Raw genomic sequence first — 25,822 nt, forward strand, 5'->3', positions numbered from 1 at the left:
GTGCCCATGACGAAAAAGGTGGATCATGAGGGGAAATCCCACAGCGGCGGGTCTGGGCAGCCTTCCGCGTCCCGTGGCCGTCGTGGTGGGCGCCGGTGGCGTACTCGGAGCGGCACACATCGGTGCCGGGTACGCGCTGGAACGCCGCGGATTCGTCCCGGACATGATCATCGGGACCTCGGTGGGCGCCCTCAACGGGGCCATCGCGGCCGCCCATCCCCGCAGGGCCGCGCCGTGGCTGGACCACGTGTGGACCCAACTGCGGCGCCGCGACGTGTATCCGCTCGGCTACCTGTCCTCACGGACCAGCGTGTTCACCGATCGCGGTCTGCGTCGGCTGATCGCCCGGGCCGGGCTGCCGTCGCGGATCGAGGAGCTGGCGGTCCCGTTCGTCGCGGTGGCCACGGACCTGGTCACCGGAGCCGCGGTGCTGCTCGACCGGGGAGACCTCGCGTCCGCGCTGCTGGCCAGCGCAGCCATCCCCGGGATGCTGCCCCCGGTGGTCCGTGCGGGCCGGACGCTCGTCGACGGCGGCCTGATCGCCTATGTCCCGGTGCTGGCCGCACTGCAGGCCGGAGCGGCCAGCGTCGTGGTGGTGGCGACCGGGCCGGAGAGCTCGCCGCTGCGCCCCGTCGTTCCGCGCCGACGTGCCGGCGCGATCGCCGCCAGGGCCGGGCTGCTGCTGTTGCACCATCAGATCGAGCGCGATCTGCACGAGGTGTCCCGGCACATCCCGACCGTCGTACTGCCGACCGGCATCGAAGCCTGGCCCGCACCATGGGACTTCGGCCAGACCCAGCGACTGATCAGCACCACGTGCCTCACCGCGGAGCGCTTCCTGGACGGGCTGCGCATCAGTGGGCCGGGGCTGTATCGGGTCGACGACGCCTCGGCGGCTTCGGGCGGCCCGGGCGAGACATCCATTTCATCCACAGCGGAGGCCGGACTGTGAGCACCATCGCGTTCCTCAGCATCGGCATGCACGGGCACATCAATCCGACGCTGCCGGTCGTGGCCGAACTCGTCCGGCGCGGCCACACCGTCACCTACCACACCTCTCCGGCGTTCCGTGCGGAGATCGAGGCGACCGGCGCGACCGTCCACCTGTACCCAGGGGGCGACCAGCCGTTGCCCGATCCGCCCACACCGGTCAGCTGGATGGAGTCGCTCGCGAGCACCGCCGTCCGATTGCTGCCCCCGGTCCTCACCGACCTGCGCCGCGACCGACCCGACCTGATCGTCCACGACAGCGCCTGTCTGTGGGGTGCGGTGGCCGCCCGCGAACTCGGGGTGCCGGCAGCCTCCTCGTTCACCACCTTCGCCCTCGACCGGCATGTCCCCAGCCCTACCCGGGGCTCCTGGGACCTGCTGACCGCGGCGACGGCCCAACCTCGCAGTGTCCAGGCCTACTTGCGGTCCCGCTGGGCGCTGCACCGCCGCTTCGACGCGCGCGGGTTGCCCCTGCTCGACCTGGCGAACATCCGCCAGCCGCTCAACCTGGTCTACACCTCACGGGCGTTCCAGCCCGCCGTCGAGGGTTTCGACGAGTCCTACCGGTTCGTCGGACCGAGCATCGGCGCCCGTCCGCCCGACCCTTCGTTCCCGGCCGACCGGCTGCGGGACCCGGTGCTGTTCGCCTCGCTGGGCACGGTCTTCAACGCCGACCCTCGGTTGCTGCGCAGCCTGGCCACCGGGCTCGCCCCGCTGGGCGGCACCGTGGTCGTCTCCACCGGGCAGACCGATCCCGAGGCGCTGGGTCCGTTGCCGGCCAACGTGTTCGCCCGCCGCTTCGTGCCCCAGCCCGAAGTTCTGGCCCGCGCGGCGCTGTTCGTCACCCACGGCGGGATGAACAGCGTCAACGAGGCCATGTACGCCGGGGTTCCGCTGCTGGTGGTCCCCCAGGGTGCCGACCAGCCGATGGTGGCCCGGCGTGTCGTCGAGCTCGGTGCCGGCCTGTCGATGCGTACCCAGGACGTCGCGAGGGGCTCGGTGCGTGTCCTCGCCCAGCGGCTGCTCGACGACACCCGGTTCCGGGCAGCCGCACGCACCCTGCAGACCGCCCAGCGCGAGGCGGGCGGATACGAGCGCGCGGCCGACGAACTCGAGCGGTATCTGCACACGGCCGGCTCGAACGGTCAGCCGTCTGCGTCGGTCCGGCACAGCGAGGCCGAGTGATGTCCCCCATCGTGGTTGTCCTGTTGCTGTTCGCCGGACTGTCGGAGGCCGCGGGGCGCATCCTCCCCCTCGTGGCGCGTCGTCCTGGTATGTCGAGGACCCTCGTGGCCGGGTTCCTGCTGCCCGCGGGCCTGGTCGAGGGTGCGGTGTTCGCGCTGTGGCCGCTGACCGCGTGGACCATGACCGAGTCGGTGCTGTCCTCTCCCTCGCCGGGGACCGGCCTGGTGTGGACACCGGGCATGGTCGCGCCGCTGGTGCTCGCCGCCGTCCTCGCGTTCCCGTTGCTCGGACCTCTGCTCCACTTCCTGCTCTTCGTCGGGGTCGGGGCAGGTCTGGTCGGCCCGCTCGCCACGGCGAGCGGGCTGGGCTGGTGGAGCGCCGCCGGTTGCGTGGCCGTCGCCGGGGCCGGGCTCGGTCTCGCGGTGGAGACCGTCCGGCGGCTTGTCGTGCGGATCAGCGCGACCCGAGTACAGGAGGCCGCCGCGTGAACGGGTTCCTGCTCTGGGCCTGCCTGGTAGGGCCTGCCCTGCTGGCCGAAGCACTGTTGGCCCGCTACGAGGTTCTGGCGTACGGCGCCGGCTGGCGGGTGCCGGCCACCGTGCTCCCTGAAGGTGTTCCCTACGCCCGCGGTGCGTCCGCCGACAGTCCCCCGGGGGCCTTCCTGGTCTACCTCGACGGCATCGGAAAACGCCGCGTACGTGACAGCCGGGACGGCGGCCAGCTGGTCGAGGCTCTGATCGCCGGAGCGCCGGAACTGCGGGTACTGGGACAGGTACAGCCCTATTCACCACTGGCCGACCCGCTCGCCGACCGGCCGGTGTGGGCGTGGTTGCGCCGCCACATCGGGGTGGTGCTGTTCCTGCACAACGTCGTGCAGACCTTTGTGGCAGCCGACCATCGCTACCGGCCCCTGTACAACCGGGCCGTCGGCTCTCAGATCGCCACCCAGCTTCGGCTCGCCGGCTACCTGCCCGACAGCGGTACGCCGGTGGTCCTGCTCAGTTACAGCGGCGGCGCCCAGGTCGCCACGGGCGCGGTCGACGAGCTGCACACCCAGCTGCGCTGCCCGCTCCTGCTGATCACACTCGGTGGGTTCCACAACGGAGCCAATGACCTCACCCATGCCGAACATCTGCATCAACTCACCAGCGCGAACGACCGGATCGAGCAGATCGGCGCCTGGATCTTCCCGCAGCGCTGGCGGCTCCTGCGTGGTAGCAAATGGAACCAGGCCGTTCGCGCGGGGAAGATCACCGTGCATCGGCTCGAACCGGCCACCCACTTCGGCCCGCAGAGCTACATCAGTCCCACGGCTCAACTGCCCGACGGCCGCAGCCACCTGGCCCGCACCGCCGACACGGTGATCGCGGTCATCCGCGTCCACCACGGCTCCGCCCTCGCACAAGGCGACCCGAGAACCTGACGCTCTCGCCCGGAGCGCCCGGCGCAGGATCCGGCACGGTCGGTCGCGACACTGCGGGGCCGGGGGCCGCCGGCGCAGGAGTTTGGCGGATGAACGGACCGCCGGAGTTCTTCGCCTCGGTGGAGCGGACGACCCAGAAGCATGGTGGCCTTGGCCGTCAGTTCGACGGACGTCGGTGCAGGGTGGGGTCGGTGAGCGAGGGCGGCGTGCAACCCGCCTCGCGCGCCGAGAGGTTGGTGCCGCGGAGTCAAAGGGAATCGCGGCTCGCCGGGTCGACTTCGGCCACGCTGTTCGGAGCGCCGATCCGGACCGGCGGTCAGAGGGAGTGATAGGCGCCGTCCAGGAAGACGAGCGGGCTGCGCCTCTCGTCGAGCCAGGAGTCCACCACGCGGGCGATGACGATCCTGTGATCGCCCGCGGGAACCAGCTGCTCGATGTCCAGGCGCAGCCATCCGGCCACGTCGTCCAGGACCGGCTCGCCCTCCGGGAGTCGCCGCCACCTGGTCGGCGCTGCGAACCGGTCGATGCCGCTGGTGGCGAACGTCGTGGCCAGTTCCTGCTGGTCGGCACCGAGGAAGTTGACCACGGCGGTGGCGGCCCGCTCGACATGGGGCCAGGAGGAGGTCGTGGTCCCGATGGCGAAGGAGACCAGCGGCGGATCGAGTGACAGGGAGGCGAGCGAGGTGGCGGTGAATCCCACCGGCCCCAGGCCGGCGTCGGCGGTGACCACGACGACGCCCGCGGGATACCTGCGAAACGCCTGTTTGAAATGCTGCGGCGCGATGCCCTCGGTGGAGGATGCCGCGGAATACGAAGACGCGGTGACAGTCAACGTCGCTCCCGGATGGAATGGCGAAGGAGTGCGATCGGCACACCACGAGGTGGAGTCGGCACACGAACGAGATACGCACAACGGCGGTCCGAAGAGACAAGTCGAGCATGCATAAAGAGGTGTTCACCCAGGTGGGGCGCGCTCCGGTACAACAGCCTCTGGTTTATCGGGGACCCGGACAGGGGCAACAACACAAGCGCCGGGCAAGGACGCGGACCGGCGCAGTCGCCCGGCAACGGCATGCCGCTGAGGGCAGGCGCTGGGGAATCCGCTGTCGACCGGTCATGAATCCATCATCAGTGCCGGTCGGGAGCTGGTCAACAAAGCAACTTTCTGAATTAAGTCGGGACACCGAATCGTGCCGCCGGATCGAACCCGTCGGCATCGAGGGCGAGGCGTGGACCGGGCTGCCCGGTGTGGCCGTCAGCCATGGGGTCCGGTGGTCACAGACGCTCAGCGCGGCGAACAACGCTGCCGGGGGCGCTGCTGTCGACGGCCATGGGTCTGTTTCCGACAGGGCCTGCGAATCCGGCATTGACGTACGACAAGACCGCTCCGTAGCATCACGACCGGCATTGAGTGTCAGCGTCAAGCCCTGGCTCGCTGACCGGCAACCCTCCCGCGCGGTGGGGTGCTCCAGGTGAAAGCCCGGCGGGATCACCGACGATTCCCGCAAGCGCGTGGCCCCTTGACCGGGGCCGGAGACGGGGAGGACCGGCATGAGGCAGTGTGATGTCCCGTCCTTCTCCCTCGCTGACGCCATGGCGTTCTCCCGGCTCTCGCGCCGACGCCACATCGATCTGAAGCGCTCGACCAGCTGCCTCTGTCAGGCCTGACGAGCTCGGATCTCGCCGGCTGACGTCCGTCACCGGCCACGGTCCTTCGCGCCCCCTTCTCTGCCACCGCTCCCGGTGTCGTCTCCCTGACCCCCCTTGTCTGCACAGCGCTCCCCCGCTGCCGGCGTCGAACCGGCCGGGGCCGCACGCCCCTGCACGACCGTGTCTCACACGACCACTCCGTGCGGGGTGACACGAGTAGGAGAAACCCCTCCGTGACAGCACTCCCGGATTCCAGACTCTCCCGATGGGCCCCCCTGGCCGCCCTGCTGACCACCAGTGTTCTCCTGACCGCCTGCGGGTCGGGCGGCGAGGACTCCGGTGGCACAAGCGGCCCCGCGAAGTCCGGCGGCACCCTGACGTTCGCGGTGGGATCCGACGCCGGCTGCGTGGATCCGCAGCAGGTCGGCAGCAACGAAAGCATCTACTCGGTACGCCAGATCGTGGATTCCCTGACGGACCAGGATCCCGGGACCGGCAAGATCGTGCCGTGGCTGGCCAAGAGCTGGGACATCGACTCCAGGGCGACGACGTTCACGTTCCATCTGCGGTCGGGTGTCACCTTCAGCGACGGCTCCGAGCTGACCGCGCAGGTGGTCAAGGACAACTTCGACGCGGTGCCGAGGCTCGGGGCCCTCGGGACCCTCGCCCAGGGGTACCTGAGCGGCGTCGAGAGCACCACCGTGGTGGATCCGCTCACCGTCAAGGTGACTTTCAAGCAACCCAACGCGCAGTTCCTCCAGGCGACTTCGACCCACTCGCTGGGTATCGAGTCGGCGGCGAGCGTGCAGAGGTCCCCGCAGCAGAAGTGCAGTGACGGAGTGGTCGGTTCCGGGCCGTTCGTCCTGAAGCAGTACGTGCAGAACCAGTCGATCACCCTGGCCAGGCGAACCGGCTACGACTGGGGCTCCTCGCGGTGGTCGAAGAAGGGCGAGGCCTACCTGGACAAGCTGGTGTTCAAGGTCGTGCCCGAGGCGGGGGTGCGGGCCGGCAGCCTCCAATCCGGGCAGGTGGACGCGATCAGCAGCGTCGGCAGGGCCAACGAGGCGGCGCTGCAGGGCGGCCAGGTCACCCTTCTGCGGCGGGCCAACCCCGGGGTGGTGTTCGGCCTGGGGGTGAACAACTCGCGGCCCCTGCTGAAGGACGTCAAGGTGCGCCGGGCGATCCTGGCCGCCGTCGACCGCAAGCAGATCGCGGACACCGTGTTCCCGACCGGCACGCGGCCCGCGACCAGCGTCCTGGCGCACACCACGCCCGACTACACCGACCTCTCCTCGGACCTCGCCTTCAACGCTGCGAAGGCGAAGTCCCTGCTGGACGCGGCCGGTTGGAAGGCGAGCAGTGACGGCGTCCGCACCAAGGGCGGCAAGAAGCTGAGCCTGACCATCAGCTGGTTCCCCAACGCGGCCACCAACCAGCCCGCACTGGAGCTGGTCCAGCAGCAACTGAAGGCCGTCGGGATCGACGTGGTGCTCAAGCAGGGCCAGGTCTCCCAGTTCGCCACCACCCTCCAAGGGGGCGACTTCGACCTGGTGTGGAGCAACGTGACGCGCTCCGACCCGGACATCCTGCGCAGCTCCTTCTCGACGCAGCTGGCCAACTTCTACCGCCTGCCCGCGAGTTCACTGGACACAGACCTGTCCGGACAGGCCGCGACCACGAACGCCGACAAGCGCAGCGAACTGGTCGGCGAGGCCCAGAAGTTGATCGTGCAGAACGCGTACAACGTTCCGGTGGTGGAGCTCCAGACCCAGCTGGCAGTGACGAAGAAGGTGCACGACCTCGACTTCGACTCGGGCAGCCGGATCCAACTGCACGACACCTGGATCGGCTAGCGCATGCGCCGCTATGTGATCAAACGGCTGGCGCAGGCGGTCGGCGTGCTGTGGGCGGCGTACACGGTGTCGTTCCTGGTGCTGGAATTTCTGCCCGGCGACCCGGTCTCCGCGATGGCCGGGGCCGGGATGGACTCGGGAGAGGTCGATCCCGCCCGGCTCGCCGCACTGCGGCACGAGTACGGCTTCGACAAGCCGGTGCTGGTGCAGTACGTCGAGTATCTCGGCCGGGCGGTGCGCGGCGACTTCGGCGACGCGATCTCCACGGGCCGCCCGGTGACCTCCACGCTGGCCGACGCACTGCCGCAGACACTCCAGTTGACCGGTGCCGCACTGTTGCTCGCGGTGGTGCTGGGCGGCGGTCTCGCGGTGGTGGCGACGTACACCTCGCAGCGGTGGCTGCGGCAGTTGCTGCTGTCGCTGCCCCCGCTCGGGGTGTCGGTCCCGACGTTCTGGGTGGGGCTGTTGCTCGTCGAGACGTTCTCCTTCCGGCTGCACTGGTTCCCGGCGTTCGGCAACGACGGACTGCGGGGTCTGGTGCTGCCGGCTGTGACGCTGGCCGTCCCCACCGGAGCGCAGGTCGCCCAGGTCCTTGCCAAGAGCCTGCTCACCGCGCTGGACCAGGCCTATGTGGAGACCGCGCGGGCCAAGGGCGCCGGCCGGTGGCGGGTGCATCTGCGGCACGCGCTGCGCAACGCCTCACTGCCCGCGCTGACGGTCGTGGGCCTGCTGGTCGGACAGCTGATCGCAGGTTCGGTGGTCGTGGAGACGGTCTTCTCCCGCGACGGACTGGGCCGGGTGACGGCTGCGGCGGTCACCGCCCAGGACATTCCGCTGGTCCAGGGCGTGGTGGTGTTCGGGGCGCTGATCTTCGTGGCGACGAATCTGGTCGTCGACCTCGTCTATCCGCTGCTGGACCCGCGGATCGTGGTGGCCTCGGGCAGAAAGGCGAGCCTCGCATGAGCCGGAGCCTTGTGGACGACCGCGCCGGGGCCGACCTCGGTCCCGGCCCCCTCCGGCCGGTCGAGGCGGGATCGTCCCCTCCGCAACCGGGCCGACGTGCCGACCTGCGGCGGTTGCTGCGGTTTCTGCTGCGCCGCCCCGGTCTGCTGCTGTCGGCGGCCGTCGTCGTGCTGGTGGTGTCGGCGTCGTTCCAGCCGGGCCTGTTCACCTCACAGGACCCGCTGAAAGGGGTGCCGTCCCAGAACTTCCGCAGCCCGAGCGGCAGTCACTGGTTCGGCACGGACGAACTGGGCCGCGATGTGTTCTCCCGCGTGGTCCACGGCGCCCAACTGTCCCTGAAGGCCACGCTGATCGCGGTCCTGGTGGCGTTCGTGGTCGGCGGACTGCTGGGCGTGGTCGCCGGCTTCGTGGGCCGCTGGGTGGACGACGTGCTGATGCGCTTCGTCGACGTCCTCCTGTCCATCCCGGCGCTGTTCCTGTCGCTGGCCCTCGTGACCGCGCTCGGGTACGGCACGGTGAAGGTGGCGGTCGCGGTCGGTATCGCCAGCGTCGCCTCCTTCGCCCGGGTGGCGCGCGCCGAGGTCCTGCGGGTACGGCAGGCGGTGTTCGTCGAGGCGTCCCGTGCGAGCGGGGCCCGCTGGTACTCGGTGCTGGGGCGGCACGTCCTGCCCAACGCCGCCGGACCTGTGATCGTGCTGGCCACGCTGGACTTCGGCTCCTCGATCCTCGCCGTGTCGGCGCTGAGCTTCCTCGGCTACGGCGCGCCGCCACCGGCCCCGGAATGGGGGACGTTGATCTCCGACGGCCGCAACTACCTTGCCAACGCCTGGTGGTTGACCGCGCTGCCCGGTCTGGCCATCGCCGCGACCGTGCTGGCTACCAACCGGATCGCCAGGGCGCTGGACGGCGAATGGGCCCGACAGCGATGACCGACAACACGCAGGAGAACGGTGAGGACGTGACCACACCACTGCTGGAGATCCGCGGCCTGTCCGTGTCGTACCGCACCCGGGGCGGCACCGTGGCGGCCGTGCGGGGCGTGGACCTGGACGTCTGGCCCGGGCAGGTGACCGCCGTGGTCGGCGAGTCGGGATCCGGCAAGAGCACCACGGCGCACGCCGTCACCCGGCTGCTCGCGGCGAACGGCACCATCGAGGCGGGCACGGTCCGCTTCGGCCGGCACGACCTCGCCACCCTGTCGGAGGCGGAGCTGCGCCTCGTGCGGGGCGCGCAGATAGGACTGGTCCCGCAGGATCCGACCGTCTCGCTCAACCCGGTCAAGCGGATCGGCGAGCAGGTCGCCGAGGTGCTGCGCATCCATGGTCTCGCGACCCGTCGTACGGCGGCCTCCGAGGCGGTCGCCGTGCTGGCCCGGGCCGGGCTGCCCGACGCGGCCGTCCGGGCCCGGCAGTATCCGCACGAGCTGTCCGGGGGCATGCGGCAGCGGGTGCTCATCGCCGTCGCCATCGCCGCGAAGCCCAGGCTGATCGTCGCCGACGAGCCGACCAGCGCGCTCGACGTCACCGTGCAGCGCGTCATCCTCGACCATCTCCAGTACCTCACCGAGGAGTCGGGCACCGCGATCCTGCTGGTGACCCACGACCTGGGGGTGGCCGCCGACCGGTCCCAGCGGCTGGTGGTCATGGAGCAGGGCAGGGTCGTCGAGGCGGGCGAGACCCGTGCCGTCCTGGCCGACCCCCAACACGCCTACACACGGCGGCTGTTGGCGAGCGCGCCTAGCCTGACCACAGCCCGGCCCCGAACCCCGGCCGCCACTGCACCGGCCGCCACCGCACCCCTGGTCGACGTACGCAACCTGGTCAAGGAGTTCAGGCTGCCGCACGCGGGCGGCGAGGCCCGGACGCTGCGCGCGGTCGACGACGTCAGCCTCACCCTGCGGCGCGGGCAGACCCTCGCACTGGTCGGGGAGTCGGGCTCGGGCAAGTCCACCACCGCCCGCCTGGTGCTCCGCCTCACCGACGCGACCTCCGGACAGGTCCTGTTCGACGGCACCGACGTCACCACCGCCAAGGGGGGCCGGGCCAGACAACTGCGCCGACGCGCCCAGCTCGTCTACCAGAACCCGTACGCCTCCCTCGACCCGCGCCTGTCCATCGGCGAGGTGATCACCGAGCCGCTGCGGGCGTTCAAGGTCGGCGACCGCACCTCCCGGCTCGCCCGGGCGGCCGAACTGCTCGACCGGGTGGCGCTTCCCGCCGCCACGCTGGAGCGTCGCCCGGCGGAGCTGTCGGGCGGACAGCGCCAGCGGGTGGCCATCGCCCGAGCCCTCGCCCTCTCACCGGATCTGGTGGTGTGCGACGAACCCGTCTCCGCGCTCGATGTGTCCGTCCAGGCCCAAGTCCTGGACCTGCTGGCCGAATTGCAGGCCGACACCGGCGTCGCGTACCTGTTCATCTCGCACGACCTGGCCGTCGTACGCCAGATCGCGCACCACGTCGCCGTCATGCGGGCCGGACGCGTCGTCGAGACGGGCCCGCCCGAGGTCCTGTTCTCCGCGCCACGCCACGAGTACACCCGGGAGCTGCTCGCGGCGATCCCGGGCGGCCGGCTCGTCTCCCCCGCCGCCGAACCGGCAACGACCCGAGGACCGGCATGAGCACCCCCACCATCACCTCGCTGGCCTTTCTCACGCCCGGCAACTTCGCCGACGACGACCCCCGTGCGGGACTGGAGGAGACTCTCCGGCTGTTCGAGTACGGCGAGCAACTGGGCTTCGACGGCGCATGGATCAGGCAGCGCCACCTCGAACACGGCGTCGGCTCGGCGGCCGTGTTCCTCGCCGCGGCCGGTCAGCGCACCGAACGGATCGAACTCGGCACCGCGGTCATCCCCATCGGCTACGAGAGCCCGTTCCGGCTGGCCGAGGACCTGGCGCTGGCCGACGTACTGTCCGGGGGCCGGCTCCAGATCGGTTTCAGCACCGGGATGCCGCACGCCGACCTGCTCGGCGACCTGGTGTACGACGGGGACTGGCGCGGCTTCGACCTGTCGTACGGCCGGATCGCCCGGGTCCTCGCGAACCTGCGCGGTGACTACATCGGCGGCCCGGACACCGTCATCCACTCTCCCGGCAACGTCCAGCGTCCCCGGCTGCAACCGCACAACCCCGGGCTCGCGCGACGGATCTGGTACGGCGGCGGAAGTGTGCGCTCGGTCCGCTGGGCCGCCGAGAACGGCCTCGGTCTGCTGTCCGGCAACATCGTCACCGGCGAGGACACCGACGACTTCGGCACGGCCCAGCTGAACCTGCTCGCCGAGTACCGGCGCGCGTTCTCCGGGGACCGTCCGGCACGCGTGGCCCTGGGCCGGGTGATCGTGCCGCTCGACAGCGCCGACGCGGCCACTCGGTCCCGCTACCGCGCCTATGCGGCAGGCCGTCACGAACGCACTCTCGCGCCCCAGGGTCCCAGGCGCACCCTGTTCGCCCCGGACGTGGTGGGCACCGCAGAGCAGATCCTGGAGCAGTTGGCGTCCGATCCGGTGCTCGCCGAGGTGTCCGAGCTGCGCCTGGAACTGCCGTACGAGTTCCACCGGGAGGAGTACGAGCAGATCCTGCACGACGTACGGCACCTCGTCGCGCCCGAGTTGGGCTGGCATCCCGTCTCCTCGGCGGTTCGGGGGGCGGCTCGATGAGCGCCGTTCCGGAGCCGGCCGTCCGGCTGGAGGTGCACAGCCGCGAGCAGTTCGCCGAAGGCCACCGTTTCGACGACGGCGGGGCGTACGAGGTTCTCACGGCGACCGCCCACTACTGCGTGGACCCGGAGGCGCCCGCCCACCGCGCCGTCCCGGACCTCGGCCTCGCACCGCGCGACGGCACGGGCAGAGTCCGTTTCAGCGGAGACGTCGAGATCCTTCGGCCGGTCGACGGCGGACGCCGACGTCTGTTCTTCGACTGGGGCAACCGCGGCAACAAGCGGGCCGTGCAGTACTTCTGCGACGCCCCGCACACCAACCGGCCCCGCACACGCGCCGACGCGGGGAACGGCTACCTGCTGCGCCGGGGGTACACCCTCGTCTTCGGTGCCTGGCAGGGCGACCTGCTGCCGGGCGACGGACGGCTGCTGCTGGACGTGCCGGTCGCGCGACGCGACGGCGAGCCCGTACGGGGCCTGACGACGGCCGAGTTCATCGTGGAGGAGCCCATCCGGTCGCTTCCGCTGTCCCGTTGGTCGAGCACCGGATCCTCCCCGGTCAGTGAGCGGGGCCGGCGGAGCGCGCGGCTGACCCGGCGGCGCTACGCGCACAGCACGCCGGAGGAACTCCCGTCGGACACCTGGCGGTTCGCCCGATTGCAGGGCGGCGGCAGCGACCTCAAGGGAAGCTCCACAGCCCTCGTGCCGAGCCGTCACGACCTTCACCTCGACGACGGCTTCCGGCCCGGCTGGATCTACGAACTCACCTACGAGGCCGAGGATCCGCTGGTCCTGGGACTGGGCCTGGTGGCGGTCCGCGATCTGGTGAGCCATCTGCGCCACGATCCCGCCCGGCCGGCCGGGCCCGTCGACTACGCCTATGGCTGGGGGCGTTCGCAGACCGGCCGGGCCATCCGCGATTTCATCCATCACGGCTTCAACGAGGACCTCGACGGACGCCGCGTCTTCGACGGGCTGCTCCCGCACGTCTCCGGAGCCGGCCGGCTGGGCGTCGAGCGCTTCACCAACCTGACGGTTCCGGGCGGCCAGCAGTACGAGGACCACCTCAGTCCCGCCGACGCCTTCCCCTTCGCCTACGCCGAGACGGTGGACCATCTCACCGGCGCACGTGACGCGATCATGAAGCGGCCGAGCGACCCCAAGGTGCTGCACACCCAGACCTCGACCGAGTACTGGCAGCGCCGGGGCTCGCTGGTGCACACCACGACGGACGGCCGGGACCTGGGTTTCCCGCCGGACGTACGGGGATACCTGTGGTCGTCGAGCCAGCATGTGGCCGATCCGGCGGCGGGGGCCCCCGGCCGGGGGATCTGCAACCACCCGGAGAACGTCGTGGCCACCTCAGCCCTCTTCCGCGCCGTCCTGGACGCGCTCGACGCCTGGGTGAGCGAGGGCGTGGAACCGCCCCCGAGCGCGGTGCCCACCGTCGGCGACGGCACGCTGGTGACGATGGACGAGTGGTCACGGCAGTTCCCGGCCGTACCGTCCGCGCTGCGTCCGCACGAACCCAACGAGCTGTACGCGGTGGACCGTTCGGCCGTGCCGCCGGTCGCGGACCGCTCGCGCCGCTACACGGTACTGGTACCCGCCGTCGACGCCGACGGCAACGAGACGGCGGGCGTGCGCGCGCCCATGGTGGCCGTCCCGCTCGCCACCTACACCGGCTGGAACACCCGCGCTCCCGGTCAGGGCCATGGCGCGCTGCACGAATTCAGCGGCTCCACGTTCCCTTTCGCCGCGACGGAGGACGAGCGTCTGATCACCGGTGACCCGCGCCCGAGCGTCCAGAAGCGCCACCGGGACGCGGCCGGGTACGCCGCCGGGATCCGGGCCGCCGCCGAGGACCTCGTGACGCGCAGGCTCCTGCTCGCCGAGGACGTCGAACGCGTGGTGGCGTCGGCGGCGAACTGGTCGTTCCCTCGTCACCGCTTCGAGCTTCGATGACCCTGCTTCCCGGAAGGAACACCATGCCCGGCCCCGCCCTGCACCTCGCCGTCGAGATCGACGGTGACGGCTCCCACCCCGCGGCCTGGCGCCGCGCCGCCCACTCGCCCGGCCAGTTGCTCACTCCGCGCCGTGTGGCCCGGGTCGCCGCCGTGGCCGAGAACGCCGGGTTCACCCTGATCACCCTGGACGACGGTGTACTGCCGCCCGGCGCCGCACCGGATCCCGTGGCCCGTATCGGCGCGGTGGAGCGCGCGGCCTTCGTCGCGGCGTCCACGAGCACCGTCGGGATCGCCCCCGTCGTGCCGGTCACCTATGCCGAACCCTTCCATGTGTCCAGCCAGTTGGCGTCCCTGGACCACATCTCCGGCGGCCGCGCCGGGTGGCTGGTGACGGAGGAGGAACGTCCCGAGGCGGCCCGTGCCTGGGGGCGTCCTCCGGTCACCGGTACCGACGCCCGGGCCCGGGCGTCCCGGGACGGTGTGGAGGTGGCCCGGGCCCTGTGGGACTCGTGGGAGGACGACGCGGTCATCCGGTCCGTGGCCACAAGCCGCTACCTCGACCGCGAACGGCTCCACTACATCGACTTCACCGGAGAGAGCTACGCCGTCAAGGGCCCGGCGATCGTGCCGCGCCCTCCTCAGGGGCAGCTCGTGGTCCTGGGCGAGCCGGACCGCGTCCCCGCCGCACAGCTGGATGTCGCTCTCGTGGCGGGCCGGGATCTCGCGGCGGTCGCCTGGGCCGCCGCCGCCGCGGGCACACCCCGCGTGTTCGCCGAGGTCGAGGTGGCGCTGGACACGCCGGACGCCACCGCCGCCGAGCGCGTCGCCGACCTGGAGCGGCACGCGCCGTGGACCGACCGGGGAAGGCTGCGGCACATCGGCTCCGGGGACCGACTGGTCGCCCTGCTGGGCGAGTTGAGTCGCCATGTCGACGGTGTACGGCTGCATCCGCTGGTGCTCGACGAGGACCTGCCGGTCCTCTCCCGCCTGGTCCTGCCGGCACTGTCCGAGCGGCGTCACCTCGCCCGCCCGCTGCCCGGCACGTCCCTGCGCTCGACCCTGGGTCTGGAGCGCCCCGCCAACCGTTTCGCGGCCGCGGCCGTTCAGGAGGAAGCCCGATGACCCGCACCGATCCCCTCGACGTCCCCCGGCCGCACGCACAGTTCCACTTCGGGGTGTTCTTCCAGGGCGTCAACCACTGGACCATCTGGTCCGCCCCCGACAGCGGCTCCCAGATCGACCCCGCCTCCTTCCGCAAGGTCGCCCAGACCGCCGAACGGGGCCTGTTCGACGCGTTCTTCCTCGGCGAGGGGCTGCGGCTGCGCGAGGTCGACGGCGAGATCCACGACCTGGACGTGGCCGGGCGGCCGGACGCCATCACCCAGCTCGCCGCGCTGGCCGCGGTCACCCGCCGGATCGGCCTGGTCTCCACCTCCAACTCCACGTTCAACGAGCCCGCCGACCTCGCCCGCCGGCTGTCCGGCCTCGACCTGCTCTCCGAAGGCCGCGCCGGCTGGAACGTGGTGACCACGGACAACGCCTGGACCGGAGCCAACTTCCGCCGCGGCGGTTACCTCGACCACGCCGACCGCTATCGGCGCGCCGAGGAGTTCCTGACCGTGGCCCGCGCGCTCTGGGACGGCTGGGACGACAAGGCCGTCGCCGACTCCGCGGACGCGCCCGCCTGGTCGGCGCCCGGCGCCGTACGCCGGGTACGCCACCAGGGACCGCAGTTCGACCTCGACCTCGCCCCGACCCTGCCACGCAGCGCTCAGGGGCACCCGGTCATCTTCCAGGCAGGCGACTCCGGCGAGGGACGCGACTTCGCCGCCCGAAACGCCGACGTCATCTTCTCCGCGCACGGCAACGACTTCGACGACGCGCTCGCCTTCGCCGAGGACATCCGCAACCGCCTGCGTGCCGTCGGCCGGCCCGACGACGACCTGCGCATCCTGCCCGGCACCGAGATCATCCTCGGCGCCACCGAGGAGGAGGCACAGGAGAAGAAGCGCTGGATCCGGCTCCAACAGGTCACCCCCGCCACGGCCTTGGGGATCGCCGGGCTGCTGTGGGGCATCGACCTGTCCGATCGTGACGCCGACGGGCCACTGCCCGAGGAGGATCCGGTCGTCGCCGAGAACGACGGCTCCTTCGGCGCCCGGCGCATCGCCGACCCCCGCGAGGTCGTCGCCGAATGGCGGGCCAAGGCGCAGGCGCACCGCTGGTCGCTGCGCGAGACCGTCATCGCGCTCGGCCCGCAGCGCGGCCACGTCGGCACCCCGTCCGCGCTGGCCGACAAGTTCGCCCACTTCGTACGGCACGGCGCCGTCGACGGCTTCAACGTCACGCCCTACCTGATCCCCGACGGACTCGACGACATCGTCGACCTGCTGGTACCCGAACTCCAGGAACGCGGTGTCTACCGCACCGAGTACACCGGCACCACGCTCCGCGACCACCTCGGCCTGCGCGAACCGCTCACCCACCGCTCCGCGCCCGCCCGAGCGCACGCGAGCTGACCGAGGTCGAGGTCCCGTACACACGACTGACAAGAAGCTGTCACACACGGACCGGAATGCCGGTCCGGCCGGCAGCCGTTCTGACTGACATGACTGTCGGAGCAGCCCTCAACGCGTCCGGGGCACTCCTCGGCGAACCGGCCTGCTGAGCACGCCCTCCGGGCCGACGGCCCGGCACCTCCCCTGTGCGAGGCCCGACCTCGCGTGACGAAGGAGAACCCATGACCACCGAGGCGACCACCACGGACCTGCATACCTTCACCGAGAGCTGGCTGGAGTGGTACCGCGCCCAGGAGGCCCGGCTCGCCGACCCGCACGGATTCCTGGCGATCACCGGACTGCACTGGCTCGACGACCGGCCGCAGCGCTTCCCCGACGCACCCGGCGTGTGGCACACCGGCCCCGAAGGCGTCGTGGTCAACCTCGACGACGGTGAGGAACTGATCGTCGACGGAGCGCCGGTCCGGGGTGAACACCGCTTCGGTGTCCTTCCCGAGCGCGGCGGGGTCGACGCGGTCTGGGGAGACGCCGTCATCGAGGTCGCCAAGCGCGGCGGCAACGACATCGTGCGTCCCCGGCACCCGGACACCCCGCTGCGCACGGACTTCACCGGCACACCCGCCTACGCCCCCGACCCGCGCTGGACCGTGCCGGGCAGGTACGTCCCCTTCGCCGAGCCGCGGCCGACCACGGTGGGCGCCGCGGTCGAGGGCCTTGAGCATGTGTACGACGCCCCGGGCAGGATCGAGTTCGAACTGGACGGGCACCGACTGTCCTTGACGGCGTTCCCCGGGCGGGGTGCGGGCGCGTTGTCGGTGCTGTTCACCGACGCGACCTCCGGGGTCACCACCTATGCCGCCAACCGGACCCTGGCCGTCGAGCCGCCCGCCGCGGACGGCACGGTCGTCCTGGACTTCAACCGCGCCGCGAACCTGCCGTGCGCCTACACGGACCTGGCCACCTGCCCACTGCCACCGGCCGAGAACCGGCTGCCGGTGGCGATCGAGGCGGGGCTGAAGATCCCGCGCGAGCGCGGCGGATCCTGAACCGGCGGGCCGGCCGCGGTGACAGCGGCCGGCCCACGGTCCGCACCCGGCCGCCCGCGCCTTGGCCGCCCAGGCTCTCGCCGCCGCTAACGTGATCGGCGTCCGGGACAGCGTCAGAAAGGGTCGAACCCGGCGCCCGAGCGGGTCACCCGTAGGTCGTCAGGCCACTGCGCGTCATGAGGACGGCCAGGGCCGAGCGGGACGGCAAGGACGCCTTGCGGTAGACGGACGACAGGTGGGTCTCGACCGTGCGCGGGCTGAGGTGGAGCCGGGCGGCGATGGCCTGGTTGCTCAGGCCTTCCGCCACGAGCCCGGCGATGTCGAGTTCCCGTGGCGTCAGGTCGGCCAGTTCCGCCGGCAGTTCGGCGGTGTCCGCCATGATCTGCGGGCGGGTCAGCTCGGCCAGGTCCAGCAGCAGTCGGGCGCCCCCGTCGGCGGCGATGCGGTGGGCCCGTTGCCACATCGCGACGGCCGCTCTGCGCCGGCCGGCGCGTTTGACGAGGGGAGCGGCGCGCAGGAGGCAGTACGCCTCCCACAGGGTCTGACCGCAGCGGGCGTATTCCTGTGTGGCCGCGTCCAGGAGGCGGACGGCCCTGTCGGTGTCTCCGTGGTGTTCGGCCACGGTCGCCTCGGCCTGCAGCGCGCCCGCGCGCTGGCCGCCGAGGCCGAGCCGTTTCGCCTCGCGGGCCGCCTGGGCGGCCCACCGACCCGCCTTGGCGGGGTCACCCGTGGCGAGGGCGGTGCCCACCAGCGTGTCGAGCTGGCCCGGCCGGATCGACGGCTGCAGCAGCGGCAGTTCGGGGCCCCCGCCGGCGGCCACGATGGCTTCCTGGGCCCGGTACGGGTCGCCGTTGACGAAGGCCGCGTGGCCGAGCATGCACCAGGCCAGGGCGGCCCACCAGCCCGTGCTCCCGGTCAGCGCCGCGACGGCCTCCTCACCGGTGGCCAGCGCGCTGCCGTCGCCCAGTGGGCCGCCGATGAGGAGCACCAGCGTCTTGATGGCGAGCGTGAACCCGAGCAGGTCGCCGCTGCCGGCGGCGCGGGCGATGGCCTCGGCCTCCTCGGCCGCCTCCAGCGCGGCGGGCAGCCGGCAGGTGTGCAGGCAGACGAAGGCACGGTTCGTCAGCAGATGGGGCAGGAGTTGGAGTTGGCCGCCGCGGCGGGCGATGTCCAGGCCGCGGGTGATGTGCCGTTCCGCGTCGGCATAGCGCTCCAGCAGCGTTTCGGCCCAGGCCAGCCAGACCAGTGCCTCGGACGACTCGGTGAGGTCGGGGTCGGTGAGCGCGTCGGTGAGGGCGCGGGCCGCGTCGGCGAATCCGGTGGCGGCAGCCGTATGCCCTTCGTACGCCTCGCCGAGCGCGGCGAGGGCCAGGGCGGCCGCCTCTGCCGGGGTGTTGCCGTCGGCACGGGCGATGTCGACGGCCCGGGCGACGTCCGTGCGGGCCTCGGGGTAGGACGCGGTCAACAGGGCTGACATGCCCAGGGCCAGCCTGAGGGAGACGTCCTGGGCGATGGTCGGGCCCGGCGTGCGGGACAGCTCCTGGCGCAGCAGGGCCGTGGCCTCCGGGGAGTGACCGAGGTGGCGTTCCATCACGGCGTACTGCGCGACGGCCTCGGCTCGCAGGTCGGGGTGGCTCCTGCCCACTCCCTCGATCAGGAGATGGAGGAGGTCGCGGCTCTCGCTGAGTGCGCCGCTGACGCCGAGCGCGCGGGCACGGGCCAGGGTCAGTTCGCCGCGCCGCCGGGTGTGCTCGGGCGTTCGGGGCAGGTGTTCCAGGACGACGTCCAGCAGGTGGGCGGTGGTGGCCGGTGCGGTGGACGCGAGCTGTTCGGACGCCTCACTCAGCACGGCGGCGGCCTCGGGATCCCAGCCGGTCAGCGAGCGTTCGACGTGGTGGGCGCGTTCGGCCGCGGGGGCGCCCCGGTGGTCCAACTCCCGTGCCGCGCGGCGGTGGAGGTCGGCGCGCCGTACGGGCGAGGTGTTCTCGTAGACCAGGGCCCGCACCAGCGGATGCCGCGGCGCCCAGCGGTCTCCCGGCCCCGGGCGCAGGATGTCGCGTGCCGCGAGGACGTCGGTGTGCTCCTCGACGGTGCCGGCGGGTGTGTCGGTCACCAGGGTCAGCATGCCGGTCGTGGCCTGGTCACCGAGCACGGCCACCGCTTCGACGAGACGGCGCTGCGGCGGCGTCAGTCCGGTCAGCTCGTCGAGCAGCAGCGCGGCCAGACCGCTGGGGACACCGGCCGGGCCGGTGATGTCGTCATGGATGTCGACGCCGCCCAGCGGGGCCCCGCTGCGGTAGGCGTGCAACAGGGCGTGCAGATAGAGGGGGTTGCCCTCGCTGGCCGCGTACAGCTGTCCGGCCCGGGCCGGGGGCAGGTCGCCCGCCAGCGCCTGGATGGACTCCCGTTCGGCCAGCGGATCCAGGGGCAGGTGGAGTACGGCCCCCGTATCGATGCCGCGGGTCAGCGCCGCGGTCAGCGAGGTCGGCGTCTGCCGGGCCCGGCGCGCCACGATCAGCAGCACCCGGCCGCGCGGAGGGTGGCGGACCAGATGGTCCACGAGTTCGTGGGAGGCCGGGTCCGCCCAGTGCAGGTCGTCGAGGGCCAGCACCACTCCGGGGTCGCCCAGGCGCGCGAGGAGTGCCCTGATCGCGTGCCGCGGGCCGAAGCGGGCCGCCGCACCGCCGTCGGACCCGCGCCCGTCCCGGTGCGGCACCGCTCCCGGATCGGCGGCGGCAAGGGTGACGGTGGCGTCGGTCTCGGACTCCGCGTCGGCGAGCGCGTCGGTGAACACCTGGAACGGCACGTGCTGTTCGTACTCGGTGGCCCTGCCCCGCAGCACGGTGAATCCGGCACGCCGTGCCCGTGCGCACGCCTCGGTGAGGAGGCGGCTCTTGCCGATGCCGGGTTCCCCGGAGATGTCGACGGCCGACACCGCTCCGGGCCGCCCCAGGTTCGCGAGCACGGCGTCGAACCGGTCGAGCTCCGTGGCCCTGCCGACCAGTTGTTCCACGTCCGCGCCTTTCACAGGTCCCCCGCCCCACCGAAGTCGATCACACTCCTGACGTCACCTTACGGGCGGGTACCGACAAACCGTCCTGCGAGCTCCGCGAACGCGGTGGCGACCGCCCGGTCCGTGGCAGGACGTCACCGACGCTCTCCGCGAGCCGCGGAAGACGGAGGAGCCGCCCCGGGCCGCGAGGACAACTCCCTGCCCCCGCCCTCCGTATGTCCTGGGCGCGGAACGGTTGTCACTGGCGTGTCACAGCACGCCCCTGCACCACAACTCATCCCGGGGCCACCGTGTCGAACCCTGCGTTCGGAACAACAACAGCCGGCCCTGACCAGTCGGCTGACGGGTCATCAATCTTTCACGGGGGAAACAGACATGAGCATCACCGCGCGCACCGCCCGCCGTTCCGCGGGCTCGGCCGCAGTCACCGCGGCCTCCTTCCTGCTGCTGGCGGGAGCGGGCATCCTGGCCGCGCCGGCCGCGTTCGCGGGCGTGCCCGGCGGCACCTCCGCCGTCGACCGCAACAACGACTTCGACGGCGACGGCTACGCCGACCTCCTCACCGGCGTGCCGGAGGGCACCGTCGACGGCAAGGAGGGCGCCGGGTACGTCACCGTCCAGTACGGCGCGCCGAACGGCATCGGCACCAACACCACCGTCCCCAGGGGTCAGGTCCAGGTCGTCAGCCAGTCGACCAAGGGCGTGCCCGGCACCTCCGAGACCGGCGATCACTTCGGGCAGGCCGTCGCCACCGGCGACCTGGACGGCGACGGCTACGACGACGCGGTCATCGGCACGCCCGGCGAGGACGAGGGGACCGTCGAGGACGCGGGCCGGGTGACCGTCCTGTACGGCTCCAAGGCGGGCCTCGGCGCCGAGAACACCATGACCGTCGGAGCCGACAAGGCCGTAGCGGGCGCCCGGTTCGGTCTGTCGGTGGCCGCCGCCCGCTTCTCCGGGGACATCGACGGCGACCAGCTCGTCGTCCTCGACCAGAAGGCGGGCCTGCACGTCTTCACCTACCACGTCGGCCTCCTGCGCCAGGTCGGTACCCCGCGCTCCACCGGCCACACCCTCCAGGGCGCCTACCTGACCACCGGCGACTACGACCGCGACGGCTTCGCCGACCTGGTCGTGTCCGGCTACAGCCCCGACAACGACTACGTCATGGGCTGGTCCTCCTACTACGCGGGCGGCACCGAGGGCCTGAGCTACCGGAGCGACCTGCGCGGCGGTCTCGGCACGGCCTCCGGCGACATCAACGGCGACGGCTACGACGACCTCGTCGTCGGACAGCGCAGCGCCGTGGACGAGACCACCGGTGACGCCGACGCGCCCGGCGGTCTGATCGGCGTCTACTACGGCGGCGACGACGGCCCGGCCGGCACCGAGGGCCCCGGCACCGCCCCGCAGTGGTGGTCGCAGAACTCCCCGGGCGTGCCCGGTACCGCGGAGCAGGGCGACGCCTGGGGCAACGACCTGTCCGTCGCCGACGTCGACGGTGACGGCCGCGCCGACGTGGCTGTGGGCGCGCCCGGCGAGGACGTGGGCACGGTCCGCGATGCGGGCGCGGTGTGGCTGCTGCGCGGATCCGGTACGGGTCTGACCGCTACCGGTGCCCAGTCCTTCGACCAGAACAGCCCGGGCATCCCCGGCGCCGCCGAGGAGGGTGACGCGTGGGGCGCCCAGGTGCGGCTCGTGGACACCGACGGTGACGGCAGGGCCGAGCTGGTGGCCGCCGCGCCCGACGAGAACGCCGGTGACGGCGCGGTGTGGCTGCTGCCCGCGAGCGGCAACGGGCTCCTCGCCGACGGCTCCCTTTCCTACGGTGCCGCGGCCCTCGGCGGTACCGCCCACGTCGCCCACTTCGGTGCCGTGATCGACGAGTGACCCTGCCCCGCGGATCGGGCCGCCGGATGTGGCGAGGCGGCCCGCGCGGTGCCTGACCCCGGCCGGGGTCGCACCCGACTGCTCGGCCTCAACGGTCGCCTCGTTGTGTGTGGGCCTCGGCGAGCAGGAGATAGGCGGCGGCCGTCCAGGTGTAGGCGCGGTCACGCAGGCCCGTCCCGGTCAGGGCGTCGAAATTCTCCGCGAAGCCGTGAGTCTCGCACAGGCCGCGGAAGCGGGCGCTGATCTCGTCCGACAGCCGGTGATGGCCGGCGCGCCGCAGGCCGTCCTCGACGAGGACCGTGGCCGGGGCCCAGATCGGGCCGCGCCAGTAGCCGTCGGCAAGGTAGTGCGGTGAGGTGGGCAGCTCGGTGGCCAGGCCGTACGGGGTCAGATGGGCCTCGATACGGTCGGCCAGCACGGCGCCGATGTCGTCCGGCAGATACTCGCCCAGCACGATGGGCATCAGGTCGAGCAGGCTGGAACTGTCCCATGTGTCACCGCCGTCGGCACCCTGGGCGACGAACCGGTCGCCCTTCCAGAGCTGGGCGAGCATCGCCTCCTGGGTGGCCTCGGCGGTGCGGGTCCACCGGAGGGCGTCGTCCGGCCGGTCCAAGTGCGTTGCCAGGGTGGCGAGTTCACGCAGCTGGAGGGTGAGGAAGGCGGCCAGGTCGGCGGTGACGACGACGCGTGCGGGATCGAAGGTGGTGGCGTTGTCCCAGCCGCTGTCGTTGCCGTGCTGGTAGTGGGGCAGCTCGGCGCCGGGCGCGCGCCGGGCGGTGAGCCAGAACTCCGTCCAGCGTTCCAGCCTGTCGTACGTCCCTTCCAGGTCCGCCCGGCCGGGAGGCGTGGGCAGCCGACGGCGCAGCCGGCCGAACGCCCAGCCGTGGATGGGGGGTTTGACGAAGTTGCGGAGCACCTCGGAGTGGGTGACCGAGTCGGGCAGTGCCCCGCTCTCGTCCTGGTGGTCGAAGGGCAGCTGGAACTGGTCCAAGGCCAGTTCGGGGTAACCGGGCGCCAGGGCCAGGGCGTTGAAGCAGTGGTCCCAGCTCCACACCTTGTCCATCCAGTGCTTGGACATCAGGACACCGGGCCGGGTGACCAGGCCGGCCGGGCGTACGGTCGCTGACCACAGGACGTAGGCGGCGAGTTCGGCGGCCGGTGTCGCGGACGTGCGCCAGGGGGCCACGGTGTCCACGAAGTCGGCGAAGGAGTTGTGCGCGGCCTCGACGACCTTCGCGAAGGCCGTCGTCGACACGTGGGGCGGGCGGGAGGTGTCGAGTTCCTCGACCGCGATCTCCCAGCGGCCGTCCGCGTCGGCGGCGACGGTGAGTCCGCGGTCTGCGCTCCCCAGTGCCTGGCCGCCGAACGCGTCGGCCGTGCCGGCGAGCACCGTGACCCGGTAGCGGCAGCCGGTCTCGTACGACGTGAACACGTACGCGTCGGCTGCCGGGTCGCGGAAGAAGTATGTGCCGCTGAACGGCGTCAGCGTCCGCGCCGCCGCCGAGATCCGCAGCGGCAGACCCGCACCGCGCAGGCGTACGGTGTCCGGCGACTCGTAGGCGAGGTCGACGCGCCCCTGCGTACCGGTCCAGCTGAGCAGGCCCGGTGTCGCCTCTACGCGGGTCTCGGCGCGGTCGCCCGTCGCCGAGTCGAGGGGGACCAGGCGCAGGACGGCGTGCATGCCGTTCTGGTGCGAGACGAGGTGGAGGTCCTCGGCGTACGTCTTCTCCGCCACCACGGGAGAGATGCCGAACCAGGATCCGTAGGTGCTGAACGGGATGTCGTGGACGGAGAAGGCCGGGCCGGATCGGTCGGCGGTCATCAGGTGTCACTCGTTTCTCGAGCAGGGATCGTCGGGGAGGGAAGGGGCGGGGTGGTCCGGTGTCAGTCCTTGACGGCGCCGGCGGTCACTCCTGCGGCGACGTAGCGCTGGGCGAGGACGAGGATCACCGTGGCCGGCAGGGAGGCCACTACGGCGGTGGCCATGATGGCGTTCCACTGCTGGTTGTTGTTGCCGATGTAGTGGTAGATGCCGAGGGTGATGGGCTCGTGCGCGCCGCCGTTGGCAAGGGTGCTGGCGAAGACGAAGTCGGACCAGGACCACAGGAACGCGAACAGTGACACCGTGACGATCGCGTTGCGGCTCATCGGCAGGACGATCGACCAGAAGGTGCGCAGCGGTCCGGCGCCGTCGGTCCTGGCGGCCTGGAGGAGTTCGCCGGGGATGCCGGACATGAACGCGGTGAAGATGAGGACGGCGAAGGGGACGGCCAGCGTGGAGTCGGCGACGATCAGGCCGGGGACGGACTGGAGCAGGCCCAGCTGGAGATAGATGGCGTAGAAGCCCATCGCCATGATGATGCCGGGGATCATCTGGGCGACCAGGAGGACGAAACCGAGTGCGCCCCCGCCGCGCGGGCGGAGTTTGGCGAGTGCGTAGCCGGCGGGTGCGGCGAGCGCCACGGTCAGTGCGACGGTGCCCAGACCGATGACGAGGCTGGTGCCGAGGTAGGGCAACTGCTGGTCGAGGACGGCCCGATAGCCGGCCAGGGTGCCGTGGGCGGGGAACAGGTCGGGCGGGGACTTGCGCATGTCCTGGTCGCGGGTGAAGGACACGTTGAGCATCCAGTAGACCGGGAAGAGCATGACCGCGGTGAGCAGGACGCCGACGGTCGTCTTCCACCAGGTGCGGCTGGTGCCCGGGTTCATGACTGGGCCTGCTTTCGCTGGACCTTCAGATAGATCAGTCCGAAGGCCAGGGCGGCGACGACGAGCAGGTTGCCGACGGCCGCTCCGGGGCCGAAGGCGGGCAGCAGGTTGCCGAAGCCGAGCTGGTAGGACCAGGTGGCGAAGGTGGTGGAGGAGTCGGCCGGGCCGCCCTTGGTCATGATCCAGATGATGTCGAAGACCTTGAGTGTGTAGACCAGGCCCAGGAGAAGGGTGATCGCGGAGACCGGGCGCAGCAGCGGGAAGGTGACGCTCCTGAAGCGCTGCCAGGCGTTCGCCCCGTCGAGGGCGGCGGCCTCGTACAGGCTGGCGGGGATGGACTGCAGGCCGCTGTAGAGGACGACGAGGTTGAAGGGGACACCGATCCAGATGTTCGCGATGATCACCGAGGCCAGCGACCAGGACGGCGAGGTCAGCCAGTTCACCGGGCCGATCCCGACCGCGTGCAGCAGGGCGTTGACGACACCGGACTCGCTGTTGAGCATCCACGACCAGGTGGACGCCGACACGATCAGCGGCAGCAGCCACGGTACGAGGAACAGGGCCCGCAGGGTGGCGGAGAGCCGGAAGTGCTGGTTGAAGAAGACAGCGAGGGCCAGGCCGATCGCGTACTGGAAGACCAGGCACACGGCGGTGAACACCACGGTGTGGAGCAGTGCGGGGGCGAACGTCGGGTCGTCGAAGACGGTCCGGTAGTTCTTCAGGCCAGTGAAGGGGGCGTTGCCCTGGACGAAGGAGCGGACGGTGTAGTTGCGCAGGCTCAGATCGAGGTTTCGGTAGAGGGGATAGGCGTAGAACAGGGCGAGGTAGAGGGTCACCGGGGTGAGGAACGCCCAGGCGGCCCACTGCGGGGAGGCGGGTCGGCGCCGCGCCTTCGGGGCCACGCCTTCGGAGTCGGTCGGGGGGCGCGGCGCCTGTGTCGTCTGGCTCATCAACTGGCCCC

General features: G+C 71.7%; 20 protein-coding genes and 1 riboswitch. Of the genes, 15 read left to right on the top strand and 5 right to left on the bottom strand.

What is annotated here, in order from left to right; all coding sequences use genetic code 11:
* Positions 1–25 precede the first annotated feature (25 nt).
* The 4 genes from OHT57_RS07635 to OHT57_RS07650 are packed head-to-tail and all read left to right on the top strand — an operon-like array spanning position 26 to position 3,598.
* Positions 26–952, top strand: coding sequence for a patatin-like phospholipase family protein (locus OHT57_RS07635; protein ID WP_328745288.1), 927 nt, complete (start codon positions 26–28; stop codon positions 950–952).
* Entirely contained in the window at positions 949–2,175 is a 1,227-nt protein-coding gene (locus tag OHT57_RS07640; protein ID WP_328745289.1) for a macrolide family glycosyltransferase, read from the top strand. Before OHT57_RS07635 ends, OHT57_RS07640 begins: the two co-directional genes overlap by 4 nt.
* A complete protein-coding gene (locus OHT57_RS07645; protein ID WP_328745290.1) occupies positions 2,175–2,663 on the top strand; it encodes a hypothetical protein in 489 nt (162 codons plus the stop codon). The genes OHT57_RS07640 and OHT57_RS07645 overlap by 1 nt, the downstream gene beginning before the upstream one ends.
* Positions 2,660–3,598: a hypothetical protein gene (locus tag OHT57_RS07650; protein WP_328745291.1), complete on the top strand. Its 939-nt coding sequence runs from the start codon at positions 2,660–2,662 to the stop codon at positions 3,596–3,598. The genes OHT57_RS07645 and OHT57_RS07650 overlap by 4 nt, the downstream gene beginning before the upstream one ends.
* A gap of 316 nt (positions 3,599–3,914) precedes the next feature.
* On the opposite strand, the gene OHT57_RS07655 is transcribed toward OHT57_RS07650, so the two are convergent.
* A complete protein-coding gene (locus OHT57_RS07655) occupies positions 3,915–4,430 on the bottom strand; it encodes a flavin reductase family protein (RefSeq protein WP_328745292.1) in 516 nt (171 codons plus the stop codon).
* A gap of 571 nt (positions 4,431–5,001) precedes the next feature.
* Positions 5,002–5,115, top strand: a riboswitch (SAM riboswitch).
* Between the two features lie 76 nt (positions 5,116–5,191).
* Between OHT57_RS07655 and OHT57_RS07660 the strand changes: the two genes are divergently transcribed.
* The 10 genes from OHT57_RS07660 to OHT57_RS07705 all read left to right on the top strand — a co-directional run bounded on the left by OHT57_RS07660 (position 5,192) and on the right by OHT57_RS07705 (position 17,249).
* Positions 5,192–5,266, top strand: coding sequence for a putative leader peptide (locus OHT57_RS07660; RefSeq protein WP_328753143.1), 75 nt, complete (start codon positions 5,192–5,194; stop codon positions 5,264–5,266).
* Positions 5,267–5,481: 215 nt separating this feature from the next.
* Positions 5,482–7,101 carry an ABC transporter substrate-binding protein gene (locus OHT57_RS07665; protein ID WP_328745293.1) on the top strand — a complete coding sequence of 540 codons (1,620 nt, stop codon included), beginning with the start codon at positions 5,482–5,484 and terminating at the stop codon, positions 7,099–7,101.
* A gap of 3 nt (positions 7,102–7,104) precedes the next feature.
* Complete coding sequence (locus tag OHT57_RS07670) at positions 7,105–8,064, top strand: ABC transporter permease (protein WP_328745294.1); 960 nt, start codon at positions 7,105–7,107, stop codon at positions 8,062–8,064.
* Positions 8,061–8,993, top strand: a complete 933-nt coding sequence (locus tag OHT57_RS07675) for an ABC transporter permease (protein WP_328745295.1) — start codon at positions 8,061–8,063, stop codon at positions 8,991–8,993. Before OHT57_RS07670 ends, OHT57_RS07675 begins: the two co-directional genes overlap by 4 nt.
* Entirely contained in the window at positions 8,990–10,681 is a 1,692-nt protein-coding gene (locus OHT57_RS07680; protein WP_328745296.1) for an ABC transporter ATP-binding protein, read from the top strand. Before OHT57_RS07675 ends, OHT57_RS07680 begins: the two co-directional genes overlap by 4 nt.
* On the top strand, positions 10,678–11,718 hold the full coding sequence (locus tag OHT57_RS07685) for an LLM class flavin-dependent oxidoreductase (protein ID WP_328745297.1): 1,041 nt from the start codon (positions 10,678–10,680) through the stop codon (positions 11,716–11,718). Before OHT57_RS07680 ends, OHT57_RS07685 begins: the two co-directional genes overlap by 4 nt.
* Positions 11,715–13,682 carry an alpha/beta hydrolase domain-containing protein gene (locus tag OHT57_RS07690; RefSeq protein WP_328745298.1) on the top strand — a complete coding sequence of 656 codons (1,968 nt, stop codon included), beginning with the start codon at positions 11,715–11,717 and terminating at the stop codon, positions 13,680–13,682. Before OHT57_RS07685 ends, OHT57_RS07690 begins: the two co-directional genes overlap by 4 nt.
* 23 nt (positions 13,683–13,705) lie before the next feature.
* Positions 13,706–14,806 carry an LLM class flavin-dependent oxidoreductase gene (locus OHT57_RS07695; RefSeq protein ID WP_328745299.1) on the top strand — a complete coding sequence of 367 codons (1,101 nt, stop codon included), beginning with the start codon at positions 13,706–13,708 and terminating at the stop codon, positions 14,804–14,806.
* On the top strand, positions 14,803–16,203 hold the full coding sequence (locus tag OHT57_RS07700) for an NtaA/DmoA family FMN-dependent monooxygenase (protein WP_328745300.1): 1,401 nt from the start codon (positions 14,803–14,805) through the stop codon (positions 16,201–16,203). Before OHT57_RS07695 ends, OHT57_RS07700 begins: the two co-directional genes overlap by 4 nt.
* A 221-nt stretch (positions 16,204–16,424) precedes the next feature.
* Complete coding sequence (locus tag OHT57_RS07705; RefSeq protein ID WP_328745301.1) at positions 16,425–17,249, top strand: DUF1684 domain-containing protein; 825 nt, start codon at positions 16,425–16,427, stop codon at positions 17,247–17,249.
* Between the two features lie 145 nt (positions 17,250–17,394).
* Here the strand turns inward: OHT57_RS07705 and OHT57_RS07710 are convergent, their stop codons facing one another.
* Positions 17,395–20,262 (bottom strand): helix-turn-helix transcriptional regulator, encoded by a 2,868-nt coding sequence (locus OHT57_RS07710; RefSeq protein ID WP_328745302.1) that lies wholly within the window; start codon positions 20,260–20,262, stop codon positions 17,395–17,397.
* Between the two features lie 375 nt (positions 20,263–20,637).
* Between OHT57_RS07710 and OHT57_RS07715 the strand changes: the two genes are divergently transcribed.
* Complete coding sequence (locus tag OHT57_RS07715) at positions 20,638–22,152, top strand: FG-GAP and VCBS repeat-containing protein (protein ID WP_328745303.1); 1,515 nt, start codon at positions 20,638–20,640, stop codon at positions 22,150–22,152.
* An 88-nt stretch (positions 22,153–22,240) separates the two neighbouring features.
* Here the strand turns inward: OHT57_RS07715 and OHT57_RS07720 are convergent, their stop codons facing one another.
* From OHT57_RS07720 to OHT57_RS07730, 3 genes are all read right to left on the bottom strand, one after another.
* On the bottom strand, positions 22,241–23,974 hold the full coding sequence (locus OHT57_RS07720; RefSeq protein WP_328745304.1) for an amylo-alpha-1,6-glucosidase: 1,734 nt from the start codon (positions 23,972–23,974) through the stop codon (positions 22,241–22,243).
* Positions 23,975–24,036: 62 nt separating this feature from the next.
* Entirely contained in the window at positions 24,037–24,861 is an 825-nt protein-coding gene (locus OHT57_RS07725; RefSeq protein ID WP_328745305.1) for a carbohydrate ABC transporter permease, read from the bottom strand.
* Positions 24,858–25,811 carry a carbohydrate ABC transporter permease gene (locus OHT57_RS07730; RefSeq protein ID WP_328745306.1) on the bottom strand — a complete coding sequence of 318 codons (954 nt, stop codon included), beginning with the start codon at positions 25,809–25,811 and terminating at the stop codon, positions 24,858–24,860. Before OHT57_RS07730 ends, OHT57_RS07725 begins: the two co-directional genes overlap by 4 nt.
* Positions 25,812–25,822: the final 11 nt, after the last annotated feature.

It is taken from the genome of Streptomyces sp. NBC_00285, assembly GCF_036174265.1.
Taxonomy (GTDB): Bacteria; Actinomycetota; Actinomycetes; order Streptomycetales; family Streptomycetaceae; genus Streptomyces.